At 49.1% G+C, this 13,677-nt stretch carries 11 protein-coding genes; 5 read left to right on the plus strand and 6 right to left on the minus strand.

The genetic code is table 11. The annotated features are described in order from the left end of the window. Positions 1-277 precede the first annotated feature (277 nt). From dnaA to gyrB, 5 genes are all read left to right on the plus strand, one after another. A complete protein-coding gene (dnaA, locus tag GN278_00005) occupies positions 278-1,651 on the plus strand; it encodes a chromosomal replication initiator protein DnaA (protein XAT59346.1) in 1,374 nt (457 codons plus the stop codon). A gap of 144 nt (positions 1,652-1,795) precedes the next feature. Further along, complete coding sequence (locus GN278_00010) at positions 1,796-2,914, plus strand: DNA polymerase III subunit beta (GenBank protein XAT59347.1); 1,119 nt, start codon at positions 1,796-1,798, stop codon at positions 2,912-2,914. Positions 2,915-2,973: 59 nt separating this feature from the next. After that, positions 2,974-4,080: a DNA replication/repair protein RecF gene (gene recF / locus GN278_00015; protein ID XAT59348.1), complete on the plus strand. Its 1,107-nt coding sequence runs from the start codon at positions 2,974-2,976 to the stop codon at positions 4,078-4,080. 65 nt (positions 4,081-4,145) lie between these two features. Next, a complete protein-coding gene (locus tag GN278_00020; protein XAT59349.1) occupies positions 4,146-4,766 on the plus strand; it encodes a LysE family transporter in 621 nt (206 codons plus the stop codon). A gap of 78 nt (positions 4,767-4,844) precedes the next feature. Next, positions 4,845-7,262, plus strand: a complete 2,418-nt coding sequence (gyrB, locus tag GN278_00025) for a DNA topoisomerase (ATP-hydrolyzing) subunit B (GenBank protein XAT59350.1) — start codon at positions 4,845-4,847, stop codon at positions 7,260-7,262. 49 nt (positions 7,263-7,311) lie between these two features. Here gyrB and GN278_00030 read toward each other — a convergent pair whose 3' ends face one another. The 6 genes from GN278_00030 to GN278_00055 all read right to left on the minus strand — a co-directional run bounded on the left by GN278_00030 (position 7,312) and on the right by GN278_00055 (position 13,466). Further along, positions 7,312-8,361 carry a low specificity L-threonine aldolase gene (locus GN278_00030; protein ID XAT59351.1) on the minus strand — a complete coding sequence of 350 codons (1,050 nt, stop codon included), beginning with the start codon at positions 8,359-8,361 and terminating at the stop codon, positions 7,312-7,314. Positions 8,362-8,364: 3 nt separating this feature from the next. Beyond that, positions 8,365-8,838: a YcgN family cysteine cluster protein gene (locus GN278_00035; protein XAT59352.1), complete on the minus strand. Its 474-nt coding sequence runs from the start codon at positions 8,836-8,838 to the stop codon at positions 8,365-8,367. Further along, positions 8,835-9,773, minus strand: a complete 939-nt coding sequence (locus tag GN278_00040) for a bifunctional riboflavin kinase/FAD synthetase (GenBank protein XAT59353.1) — start codon at positions 9,771-9,773, stop codon at positions 8,835-8,837. Before GN278_00040 ends, GN278_00035 begins: the two co-directional genes overlap by 4 nt. Before the next feature lie 49 nt (positions 9,774-9,822). Then, positions 9,823-10,266 (minus strand): (R)-hydratase, encoded by a 444-nt coding sequence (locus tag GN278_00045; protein ID XAT59354.1) that lies wholly within the window; start codon positions 10,264-10,266, stop codon positions 9,823-9,825. 93 nt (positions 10,267-10,359) lie between these two features. After that, on the minus strand, positions 10,360-11,232 hold the full coding sequence (locus tag GN278_00050) for a TIGR01459 family HAD-type hydrolase (protein XAT59355.1): 873 nt from the start codon (positions 11,230-11,232) through the stop codon (positions 10,360-10,362). A 224-nt stretch (positions 11,233-11,456) separates the two neighbouring features. After that, positions 11,457-13,466: a sodium-translocating pyrophosphatase gene (locus tag GN278_00055; GenBank protein ID XAT59356.1), complete on the minus strand. Its 2,010-nt coding sequence runs from the start codon at positions 13,464-13,466 to the stop codon at positions 11,457-11,459. Positions 13,467-13,677 lie beyond the last annotated feature (211 nt).

The raw sequence follows: 13,677 nt of genomic DNA on the forward strand, positions 1-13,677 counted from the left end.
CTTGATTCTTGCGAGTCACTGCGCCTTGGGGGACAGTACATTGCCTTGTGATGTTTGATTGTTCAGGCTTTAAAGCCAACGATCATTTCTTTGGTTATGCTGTTTTTACTTTGTCGGATTTAATCCTGACAAAAGTAGGTCGTTGTATTTGTGGGCTTTAAGTGGGTCGCGAACAGCATGCCGTATAAGTAACGGTGTTTTTGGTGAACTGTGGTGTATTGATCCAGTGTGTTATGGGATCAATACAGGGGATATGGATGGCTGGGATAAAAGGATTATGACTGAGGACGAATGGGGTGCTTTACAAAAAACACTTTCAAACACAATTGGCCAAAATAACTATGCTAACTGGATTGCTCCTTTGGAATTTTGCTGTGTTGAAGGAAACATAGCGGTCTTTAATGTGCCTACAAATTTTCTTGGGAACTACGTGTCCCAGAATTTTGGCGATATATTACTGTATCAAATTTCGGCGTCGAATGCTGAAATTCAGCGTATTCGGTTTCAAGTTCCGGAAAACAAGCCCAAGAACGCTATGCAGTCAGAGCCTAGTCAAAAATTTGTTTCTAAGAACATTAAATCTGACAGGAACTTTCAAAAAGACGAAGAGCTTCCCGGTGCTCCATTAGATCAAAGGTTCAAATTTGAAACCTTTGTAGTTGGCAAGCCAAACGAGCTTGCACATGCTGCGGCAAAGCGGGTTGGCGAAGGCGCTTCTGTCACATTCAATCCGTTGTTTCTTTATGGCGGTGTGGGTTTGGGCAAAACCCACCTGATGCACGCTATTGCATGGGAGTTACAGTCCCGCCGCCCTGAATTGAACGTTCTTTATCTATCGGCAGAACAGTTCATGTACCGATTTGTACAGGCCCTGCGCGATCGCAAAATGATGGACTTTAAACAGTTGTTTCGCTCGGTTGATGTTTTGATGGTAGATGATGTTCAGTTCATCGCCGGAAAAGACAGCACCCAAGAAGAGTTTTTCCATACTTTTAATGCTTTGGTTGATCAGAACAAACAAATCATCATTTCGGCAGACCGCGCTCCAGGCGAAATAAAAGACCTTGAAGATCGGATCAAAAGCCGGATGCAGTGTGGTTTGGTGGTTGATCTACATCCAACTGATTATGAGCTACGTCTAGGGATCCTTCAGTCGAAAGTAGAGGCACATAAGCCGCAATATCCCGAACTTGAGATTGAACCGAATGTTCTTGAATTTCTTGCGCTGCGGATTTCCACAAATGTGCGCGTACTAGAAGGCGCTTTAACGCGGCTGTTTGCCTTTGCGTCTCTTGTCGGACGACCGATCAATCTTGAGCTGGCTCAAGATTGTCTTGCAGATGTCCTGCGCGCTTCTGAGCGCAAAATCACGGTGGAAGAAATTCAGCGCAAAGTATCCGAGCACTATAACATTCGTCTATCTGACATGATTGGCCCCAAACGCGTGCGGACTTATGCCCGCCCAAGACAGGTCGCGATGTATTTGGCAAAACAGCTGACCAGCCGTAGCCTGCCTGAAATTGGACGCCGCTTTGGCGGCCGCGACCACACGACCGTAATGCACGGTGTAAAGCGTATCGAAGACCTAAAAGTACAAGACGGTCAAGTGGCTGAGGACTTAGAGATGCTTCGGCGGGCGCTTGAGGCTTAATTATTCATTAATTTAGACTTTTTTATCAGTTTCAGAAGGCTTGCCTTTGACAGTGGGTTTGTTTGCATGGCAAATAAGAAAACACTTGAGCCTGACGACTGATAGGTTAACTTTCGCCTCCCGGCAAAGATTGGAGCAAAGGCAATGAAACTGAGCATTGAACGCAGCGTGCTGTTAAAAGCGGTCTCTCAGGCACAATCCGTGGTCGAGCGCCGGAATACGATACCGATTCTCGCAAATGTGTTGATCGAGGCCGAGGATGAGCACGTGCATTTCCGCGCCACTGATCTAGACATTGAAGTGATGGACCGCGCAGTTGCGCAGGTCGAACGCGCTGGATCAACAACCGTATCTGCGGTTACCCTGCATGAAATTGTTAGAAAATTGCCAGACGGGGCTTTAGTCACCCTGACAGACGACGGCGCAAGTGGCCGGATAACCGTTGAAGCCGGCCGCTCAAACTTTTCGCTTGCAACGTTGCCAAAAGAAGATTTTCCAGTGATGGCAAGCTCGGAATATACGGCGAACTTTACCGCGCCTGCGCCAGTTTTGCGGCGTCTTTTTGATAAATCTAAATTTGCCATTTCCACCGAAGAAACAAGATATTACCTCAATGGTGTCTATATGCATGTAAGCGAAGCCGACGGCGGTCAGGTCTTGCGCTGCGTTGCCACAGACGGCCACCGCCTTGCGCGGATCGACGCAGACCTTCCAGAAGGCGCCAAAGATATGCCAGGGGTGATTGTACCGCGTAAGACGGTCGCTGAGTTGCGAAAGGTTTTGGAAGACGACGATATGCAAATTGCCGTATCTGTGTCAGAAACCAAAGTGCGCTTTGCAACACCCGATATCACAATGACTTCTAAAGTAATCGACGGTACGTTTCCCGATTACACAAGGGTTATCCCACAAGGTAACACACGAAAGCTTGAAGTTGACGCAAGTGAATTTGCACGTGCTGTTGATCGCGTGTCCACCGTATCTTCTGAGCGCTCGCGCGCCGTTAAACTATCGCTTGACGAAGACCGTTTGGTTTTGTCCGTCAACTCGCCCGATAGCGGCGCAGCTGAGGAAGAACTGGCTGTGGCCTATGGTGATGAGCATCTCGAGATTGGCTTTAACGCCAAGTACCTGTTGGAAATTGCCAATCAGGTTGATCGTGAAAATGCGGTCTTCATGTTCAATTCGTCTGGCGATCCAACCTTGATGCGCGAAGGCAACGATGCAAGTGCCGTTTATGTCGTCATGCCTATGCGCGTTTGATTTGCCATTTTCAGACATCTATTCGGTGTTTCTTGCACGCGATCTGTTGTGCCTAAAAGATACAAAAAATGTCGTACCTTAGTACGCTAACCCTGTCGCATTTTCGCTCACACAAGGTTGCGCGTTTAAGCGCAGGCAAGCGGCCCGTGGCCATCTACGGCGCAAATGGATCAGGCAAAACAAATATATTGGAAGCTATTTCTTTGTTTTCCCCTGGGCGCGGCCTGCGCCGGGCCAGTGCCGAAGATATGATGCGCCGGCCAGATAATTTAGGCTGGAAAATCGAAGGCATTATATCCGCTGAATCAACCAAATATGAGGTAGAGATTACCTCGACCAATGGCGCATCCCGCCAAGTTAAAGTGGATGGAAAACCCAAGGCACAAACCACATTAGGTCAACTTGTTCGGGTGCTATGGCTTGTGCCGGCGATGGATAGATTGTGGATTGAAGGCGCCGAAGGCCGGCGGCGCTTTCTTGATAGAATTACCCTGAGCTTTTCACCTGCCCATGCAGACCACTCCCTAAAATATGAAAAAGCTATGCGAGAACGCAATCGGCTTTTAAAAGATCAGGTTACTGATCCGCATTGGTATGCCGCTTTAGAGGGACATATGGCAGAGGCCGGTGTGGCGATTATGTCTGCGCGCCGGGATGCATTGGACAAAATACGTGCAGCTCAGATTGGGGCAAAAACCGCATTTCCAACAGCTGATTTATCCATTGCTGAAATAGAAAGGGAATTGGGCGAAGATGTTGACGCCTATTGCGCAGCATTGCGGGACAATAGAGGCCGCGATATGGCCGCTGGGCGCTCTTTGCTAGGGCCTCATAGAAGTGATTTGCTCGGGGTTTACCAAACCAAAGCCATGGCGGCCAAAGATTGCTCAACTGGAGAGCAGAAAGCGCTGTTAATTTCGATTATTTTGGCAAATGCACGCGCCTTATCTGCAGAACTCGGCGATCCCCCTCTGCTTTTGCTGGATGAAGTGGCCGCCCATCTTGATATTGATCGCCGCGCCGCACTTTACGACGAGATTTGTGAACTAAATGCCCAAGCTTGGATGACCGGAACAGAACCGGGACTTTTTACCGAATTGGAAAATAGGGCCCAAATGGTTTTTGTTTCGGATAGCGATGGGCTTTCTGTTGTATCGCAGGAATAATTTAGCTTGATGGGCTGGGGCAGCGTTTGTAAGCCCGACCAGCTTCTAAAAGGGGTTTTCAGACTGTGACCGTTTCTTTTGTTGAGCTGCTTCTGTACGCCGGTGGAATTTTCATCCTTTTCATTACACCCGGACCAGTATGGGTTGCAATCGTGGCGCGCACGCTTTCCGGCGGCTTTAACGCGGCATGGCCTTTGGCTTTAGGTGTAGTGGTAGGCGATATCATCTGGCCATTTCTTGCCATCCTAGGGGTCACATGGGTGATAGGGACCTTCAGCGGCTTTATGATCATTTTGCGCTGGGTTGCATGTCTCATTTTTCTTTTCATGGGGATTTCTTTAATCCGCAACGCAGATAGAGAAATTCATCAAAATAGCCATCTGACCAAACCCGGGGTATCCGCAGGGTTTTTTGCAGGTCTCGCTGTTATTCTCAGTAACCCAAAAGCCATCCTCTTTTATCTTGGCATATTGCCCGGGTTTTTCGATTTGGCGCAAGTTTCGGCATTGGATATTTTCGCCATCATTACAATATCTGCCCTGATCCCCTTTTTAGGAAATTGTTTTTTATCCTTGATGGTGACGCAAACTCAACACTTATTGAAATCTCCGCAAGGCTTGCGCAGAGCACATATCTTATCCGGGTTTCTGTTGATAATGGTCGGGATCATTATCCCACTTACATAATGCAAAAAAGCTGCCGTTAAGCGTGACATTCCTCTTAAAAAAACATATAGTGGGGCCAAAATAAATAGGATATCAGAATTGTCCGAAACCGAGCAAAACAATCAAGACTACGGCGCCGATTCTATTAAGGTTCTCAAGGGTTTAGAGGCCGTTAGAAAACGCCCGGGAATGTACATTGGCGACACTGACGATGGCAGTGGACTGCATCATATGGTGTATGAGGTTGTCGACAATGGAATTGATGAGGCGCTGGCCGGTCATGCCGACCATGTGAGCGTCAAAATTAACGCTGACAACAGTATTTCAGTTTCTGACAATGGTCGCGGAATTCCGGTGGATATCCACGAAGAAGAGGGTGTTTCTGCAGCTGAGGTTATCATGACCCAACTGCATGCAGGTGGTAAGTTTGATAGTAATTCCTACAAAGTTTCCGGCGGTCTACATGGCGTTGGTGTTTCTGTGGTTAACGCTTTGTCAGTCTGGCTTGAGCTGCGCATCTGGCGGAACGGCAAAGAGCATTATGCAAAGTTTGAAAATGGCGAAACCAGCGAACATCTAAAAGTTGTCGGCGATGAGGGTGACCGGCGCGGCACCGAGGTGCGGTTTCTGGCCTCAACCGAAACCTTTTCTAATCTGGATTATTCTTTTGATATCCTCGAAAAACGCCTGCGCGAGCTGGCCTTTCTAAATTCTGGTGTCAGAATTATCCTAGAAGACCTTCGGCCTGCCGAGGCACTTAAAAGCGAGCTCTTTTTTGAGGGTGGGGTAAAGGAATTTGTGAAATACCTCGATCGCTCAAAAACTTCGGCCTTGCCCGAACCCATTTTCATGAGCGGTGAGCGCGACGATATTGGGGTTGAGGTCGCAATGTGGTGGAACGACAGCTATCATGAAAATGTACTGCCGTTCACTAATAATATCCCGCAGCGCGATGGCGGAGCGCATTTGGCCGGATTTCGCGGCGCTCTTACCCGGACAATCAACAATTATGCACAGTCCAGCGGGATCGCAAAAAAGGAAAAGATTAACTTTACGGGCGACGACGCGCGTGAAGGGTTGACCTGTGTGTTATCTGTAAAAGTCCCAGATCCTAAATTTTCCAGCCAGACCAAAGACAAATTGGTCAGCTCTGAGGTGCGCCCCGCCGTAGAAGGTTTGGTCAATGAAAAACTTGGCGAATGGTTTGAAGAAAACCCGAACGAAGCCAAGATTATTGTCGGTAAAATCATCGAAGCGGCTTTGGCGCGGGAAGCAGCCCGCAAAGCACGCGAATTAACCCGCCGCAAAACCGCAATGGATGTAAATTATCTTGCCGGCAAACTTAAAGATTGCTCAGAAAAAGATCCGGCCAAATCCGAAGTCTTTCTGGTCGAAGGTGACAGCGCCGGCGGCTCTGCGCAAACTGGACGTGATCGGCGAACCCAAGCGGTTCTACCTTTGCGGGGCAAAATTCTAAACGTCGAGCGCGCGCGTTTTGACCGCATGCTCAACAGTCAGGAAATTGGAAATCTTGTGATGGCCCTTGGGACGGGAATCGGTCGCGATGAATTTAATATCGAAAAGCTGCGCTATCATAAAATCGTAATCATGACCGACGCGGATGTGGATGGCGCGCATATTCGAACTTTGCTGCTGACATTCTTTTACCGCCAGATGCCCGAACTAATAGAAGGCGGATTTCTTTATATTGCCCAGCCGCCCTTGTTTAAAGTCAGCCGCGGTAAATCCGAGGTTTATCTAAAAGACCAAGCCGCGCTTGAAGATTATCTGATACAGCAAGGCGTAGAAGGCGCGGTTCTAAAGCTTAGTGGTGGCAGTGAAATCGCCGGTCAGGATCTTGTGCGGGTGGTTGAAGAAGCACGGCAACTAAAGCGTGTTCTTGATGCCTTTCCCACATATTACCCCCGCCATATCCTAGAACAGGCCGCCATAGCCGGTGCGTTTGTGCCGGGCGTTGTGGATGCCGATTTAAAAGGGACAGCGGATAAGGTTGCAGAGCGCTTGAACCTGATTGCGGAAGAGTATGAACGCGGTTGGCAAGGCCGCATTACTCAAGATCACGGTATTCGTTTAACCCGCATTTTGCGCGGTGTTGAAGAAGCAAGAAATTTAGACGGGCCAATGCTGCGATCAGGCGAGGCGCATAAAGCCGGAAGCTTTACCCAAAGCCTGCAAGAAACCTATAGTGCAGCAGCATCTTTGCACCGCAAAGAACGAAGCCAAATGATTTTTGGGCCGCTTAGCTTGCTTCAGGCAATTTTGGATGAGGGCGAAAAAGGGCTTTCGCTACAGCGCTATAAGGGCCTTGGGGAAATGAACCCGGGCCAGCTATGGGAAACTACGCTTGATCCGGATGCGCGCACATTTCTTCAGGTCAAAATTGATGATGCCGCTGAAGCAGATGATTTGTTTACCAAGCTGATGGGTGATGTGGTGGAACCCCGCCGTGAATTTATTCAGAAAAATGCTCTCAACGTTGCCAATTTGGATTTCTAAGAGGCTTTCATCTAGCGTCTTTTCATGATGCTAGCCGTCCCAAAACGTCTTAGATATCCCGCATAATATCCAGAAATATATCAATCTGGTGTTTTTCGATGGACCAATCACAGACAAAACGGGCGGTTAGGATTTCATCGGCCGGTCCGTTGTCTAGATCGCTGTTCCTCAATGAATAGTCCGCCCCAGCCCGGTTTGCTTTTTGGTGATCTGCACGGCTTAGGCGAATAAATATCATATTGGCCTGCGGTTCATAGGCAAAGTTCACATGTGGCATTTGACGCAAGCCATGCGCTAAATAACTGGCATTGGCATTGGCTTTTCGCGCTAGGTCCAACCATAAATCGTTTTTGAGGTATCCCTGCATTTGAGCCGCCAGATAGCGGGTTTTGGAAAACAGATGCGCACTACGTTTGCGCCTTAATTCAAATTCCCAAGCGTGCTTTGGATCAAAAAAGATCACCGCTTCAACACCCATAAGCCCGTTTTTAGTCCCGCCAAAACTCAACGCGTCAACTCCTGACTTCCACGTCATATCGGCGGCGCTGCACTCAAGCGATACCAAGGCATTGGCAAATCTTGCGCCGTCCATATGGACAGGTATTCCATATGATTTTGCAATTTTCGTCAAAGCCCGAAGCTCATCCAGAGAATAAAGCGTTCCTTTTTCGGTTGTCTGGGTTAGTGAAACCGGACCTCTTTGCGGGCCATGTACGCCGTGGGTTTCTTGGGCAGTGACCGCAGCTCTCAAAGCATCAGGGGTGATTTTGTCATCACATTCGATCAAGGTCAGCTTTGCACCGCCGGTGAAAAACTCTGGCGCATTGCATTCATCTTCGTGGAGATGCGCAACTGGAGAACAGAAAATTGTTTGCCATGGCTCGCTTAGGGTGGCCAATGCCAGAGCGTTTGCCGCTGTGCCCGTGCCAACAAGATAAACGGCGGCCTCGGGCGCTTCAAAAACCTGACGCAGACTGCCCTGCACATCGGCCATAAATCTGTCATCACCATAAGCTTTGTGATAGCCACTATTTGCGTCCCTTATGGCATCAATAATTTGATCTGGTATAGGTCCAGCATTGTCCGATTCAAAAAACAAAGCTTACTGCTCCTCAATCAAATGATGTTCCCAATCATCTTCGTCAATTTCGAACTCTGGCACAGTTTGCCCTTGAATGGAAATCCCTGCTTGATGAACACTTTGCGGCGATCCTGAGATCAGAGGGTGCCAGTCAAACAGAGGTTTTTCCTGCCATAGCAACAAATAGGCACAGGTTTTTGGAAGCCAATAGGCGTGCGTTGGAATGCTGTCTGGGGTCAACGAAATGCATTCAGGAACAAACTGATGCCGGTTGCTGTATTGGCTGCACCGGCAGGTATCGTTGTCAAATAGACGGCAAGCAACGCGGGTTAGAAATACCTCGCCGCTGTCTTCATCTTCGATTTTATTCAGGCAGCATTTTCCACAGCCATCACACAGCGCTTCCCATTCATCAACCGACATCTCGGCAAGGGACTTTTTCTTCCAGAACTCTGCGCTAAGGCCGCTGTTCTCACCCCGGTCCCGCTGGGTCATTTTGCAGCCAGTATTTCACGCGCCAAAAGGCAATCGGCATCCATTTGTTTTATAAGTGCCTCTAAACCGTCAAATGACAGCTCAGGGCGAAGACACTCAACCAATCCAATGGACAGGCTGGTACCATAAAGGTCGCCGGAAAAATCAAAGATAAAGGTTTCCAAGTTTGGGGTGTTTTCCCCGAACATCGGGCGCACGCCCAATGATGCTGCGCCGTGGTAAGACCCGGCAAACGGGCCTTCTAAAATATCCACCATTACCGCATAAACACCAAGTTTTGGAAGATGCAAACCATCCATTGACATATTGGCGGTTGGATAGCCCAACTCGCGGCCGCGCTGCTCGCCGCTGATGACTGGGCCTTCTATGCGGTGCCAATGGCCAAGCTGATCTGCCGCATCGCGCGGCCGTCCTTCAGAAAGTGCCGTTCTAATGGAGGTTGAGGATACTTCACCAAGACCTGCTGCAATCAAAGGCGCAATCGTGACCCCAAAGCCGTATTCATGCCCAAAGCTCACTAAATCCTCTACCGTGCCTGCACGGGCTTTGCCAAATCGAAAATCGGCGCCAACCACGATGTGCTTTAGCCCCAAACCATCGACAATGACGCCTTTTGCAAACTCTCGCGGCGTCAACGCTGAAAGGGCCGCGTTGAAATTTAGCTCATAGAGACGCTCGACCCCAAGTTTTTCTAACCGGGTTGAGCGGGCCTCTGGACTCATCAAACGAAAGTCCGGCGCATTAGGAGCAAAATAGCTTCTTGGGTGCGGCTCAAATGTTAAAACCCCAAAGGGGGCGGAAATAGAGCTGCCTTGGGTTCGGGCGATATCAATCACGGATTGGTGCCCAAGATGGACACCATCAAAGTTGCCAATCGCAACACTCGCGCCTTTGTCCTGAGGCTCTACATATTTATAATCACGAATAATTCTCATAGATTTGAGGTAGCGCTCAAATTAGTCAGACGCAAGGGCGAGCGATGGGTTAATCAAATTTTCGACTTGGGGCCAAAACAGTAGCTTCACCTACCAGAACGTTTTTCCCACCTACCTGACACAGGCAGTCCATGCGCACCCGCCGTTTTGATAGATCAATATCCGTGACCTTCACCTCGGCGTAAACCATATCCCCGGGTCTTACTGGCGCAAGAAATTTTAAAGTCTGTCCCAGATAAACCGTCCCGTGACCAGGAAGCTGTTCACCAATCACTGCCGAAATAAGTCCCGCCGTAAGCATACCGTGGGCTATTCTTCCTTCAAAAATTGTATCCCGCGCATAGGCGTCGTCTAGATGAACGGGATTATGATCCGTAGACACTTGCGCAAACATTTCTATATCTTCATCGCTCACCACTTTTCTGAGGTGGCGGGTCATGCCCATTTCTATATCTTCGATACAAATTGTTCCGCGTGGCAGATTGTCCAACATGGGTTCCTCAAGGTTTTCATGTAATTTTTTTACGAATAATGTATGTATTGAGAAACTTTATTACTTTGCAGGTGCAGAAAATCAACCCCTGTTTCAGCGTAAAAACCCAATTGTATAGCGTGGTGCTAGGTTTTGGGTGGCAAGATAAGTGTTTAACGCTTCGGGATTAGGTTGATTTTCTGTTTTGGTTTCCTCGGCGGCCAAACCGCCCGAGATGAACAAAGCATCAATGCCTTCATCCACCGCGCCTTTGATATCTGTTTGAATGCCATCGCCAATAGCCAAAATTCTTGTGTCTGGAATTGGCTCACCCATTGCCGCCAACCTACGGCGCGCAAGATCATAAATCGGGGTGTGGGGCTTGCCAAAATAAAGGCTTTCGCCTCCCATTTCGCTATAAAGCTGCGCCAAGGCCCCGGCGCACCATTCGCGGGTACTTCCCCGATCTACAATAATATCAGGGTTTGCACAGAGCAGTTTTAAACCGTTGCTTTGTGCGTATGAAAACTCCTTGCGCATAACTTGTGGATCTGCTTTCGCATCAAATGGGCCAGTACACACGATACCTTCGGCTTCGTCCAAAGAAACGCGGCTAATATCAATGGGATCATCCAAAATTTTCAACGGATCAAAAAACGGTAAATCGCGCGGCTCACCGATAAAATACACCTTTTGCCCGACTGCGCCTTGATAAAGGGCTGAGCGTGCGCTGTCACCCGAAGATGCAATGGTATCCCAGGCTTCATCATCAACGCCAAATGTACCAAGCTGATTTTGAACCCCGGCGCGCGGCTTCGGGGAATTGGTCACCAAGATAACCTTGCCGCCCATCTTGCGATACTCTTTAAGCGCCTGATTGGCGGCGGGAAAGGCTTTGACACCATTATGAACACAGCCCCACAGATCAACAAAGAGGGCATCATACTGGGCAGAAATTTCCGAAAGCTCGCTGATGATTTGCGTCATTGTGATCCTTTAGCAGTATTGCATTTTCCACCTGCTGCCGTGGTATCATTCGTTTTGCAAATTGAAAATACACTTAAAGGATCAACGGGGTGGATATTATCTAATGTACCATTTCACCGCAAAACGGCGCAAATTAACATTTTAACGCAGCCCAGTATTTATCAATGTCAGAGAATTAAAAAGTGGGCAAAGCCCCGAAGCTTGTCGGGGCTTTGCATAAGTCTTTAAAGCAGTGGCGCAATCACCAAGCTGACAATGGCCATAACATTGATCAAAATGTTCATGGACGGACCTGATGTGTCTTTGAACGGATCACCAACTGTGTCGCCCACAACAACGGCACTATGGGTTTCGGACCCTTTGCCGCCAAGGTTGCCCTTTTCGACGTACTTCTTGGCATTGTCCCAAGCCCCACCGGCGTTCGCCATCATAAGGGCCATCAGCACACAGCCCAGAAGCGCGCCGCCAAGCATGCCACCAAGCGACTGAGCGCCAAGACCAAAACCAATCACCACTGGCGCACCAACAGCAATTGCACCCGGCAGGACCATCCGCTTAAGCGCAGCGGTTGTCGCAATATCAACACATCTTGCTGTATCCGGCTCTGCTTTGCCTTCTAGCAATCCAGGAATTTCACGGAACTGTCTGCGAATTTCGTTGATCATGTCAAACGCCGCTTCGCCCACAGCTGTCATTGTGATGGATGCAATCAAGAACGGGATCGTTCCGCCGATAAACATCCCAATCAAAACCGTAGGATCAGAGATTTGCAATGTGAACGCGCCTCTTCCGCTGGCAGCCCAAGCGGCCTCAACGGTTTCCGAGAACGCAGCAATGATCGCCAAAGCGGCCAGAGCAGCAGCGCCAATGGCAAAGCCTTTACCGATCGCTGCTGTTGTATTGCCAACCTCATCAAGGCCATCTGTGATTTTGCGTGTCTCTTCGCCCATACCAGCCATTTCAGCAATGCCGCCAGCGTTGTCTGCAACAGGGCCGTATGCGTCGATTGCCATGGTGATGCCAACTGTGGCCAGCATACCGACCGCAGCAATGCCCACACCATAAAGACCGGCAAGTGATGTTGAGATAAAGATAATCAATGACAACACCAAAATCGGTGCAACAACTGATTCAAGTCCGACCGCAAGGCCGGTGATCATCACAGTGGCTGTACCGGTTTCGCCCGATTTAGCGATTTTGCGCACGGGGGCGCCGCCAGTGTAATATTCAGTGATCAAGCCGATTGCGATACCGCCTACAGCCCCGCTTACAACGGCCCACCAGTAATTTGCCGAAATTCCCATGTTTTGGATCAGGAACCATGCCATGATGATGAAGACCAGTGGTGCGCCCATTGTTCCGCTGCGCAGCGCCGCTTCGGGGGCTGAACCGGAACGCAAGTTGACCACAATGATGCCCAGAACCGACGCGATCAAACCTATGCTTGCAAGCATCAAAGGCAGAGCCATCATCGAAGCCTGAAGTTCGGGGCTGATCGCCATTGTTGAAGCGATAGCAATACATGCGATCATTGCGCCACAGTAAGATTCAAAGATATCTGATCCCATGCCCGCAATATCGCCGACATTATCACCAACGTTGTCAGCAATCACACCGGGGTTGCGTGGATCATCCTCTGGAATGCCGGCTTCAACCTTGCCGACCAAATCCGCTCCGACATCGGCGCTTTTGGTAAAGATACCGCCGCCAACACGGGAAAATAGCGCAACTGTCGATCCGCCCATACCAAAGCCGTGAATGGCATGTGCAGTGTGCGGGTCACCGCCAAAATAGTAATATAGACCGCCCAGACCCATTAAGCCAAGCGATGCAACACAAAGCCCCATAATCGATCCACCTAGAAAGGCAACCGACAGAGACTTTGCCTCGCCATGCTGGTTCGCCGCAACAGCTGTACGGACATTGGCTTTGGTTGCTGAGAACATCCCAAGATAGCCTGCAACCGCTGAGGAAACCGCACCGACGACAAATGAGATCGCTGTGTTTAGGCCCAGTGGCGAGAAATAAATTCCCACGAGCAAGACCAAGCAGAAAAGCCCAAGCATTTTATACTCGCGGTGCATAAACACCATGGCCCCCAAGTGGATTTGGTCACCGATTTTTTTCACTAAGCCGTCACCTGCGTCTTCCCGTAATACCATCCGGTAAATAACAAACGCTATGATTAACCCCAACACGCCAAGTGCGGGCGGCAGCGCCAATAAATGAGTCATCCGTGGATTTCCTTTTTTGTGCTAAGAAACTGTTAGGGCGGGTTTTACCTATATTTCTGCCAGCGTTGCAACACATTAATCCACAAATAGAGAACCCAGCTAATCGTGTGATCTGCAGGTTGACAAATTACAGCTGATTTGGATGCAAAGCGAAGGTGCAGCAAATACCAAAATTGACAGCGTATGTACTAACTAACTATCTAAAAAATAT

The organism is Rhodobacteraceae bacterium Araon29 (genome assembly GCA_039640505.1).
Lineage (GTDB): Bacteria > Pseudomonadota > Alphaproteobacteria > Rhodobacterales > Rhodobacteraceae > CABZJG01.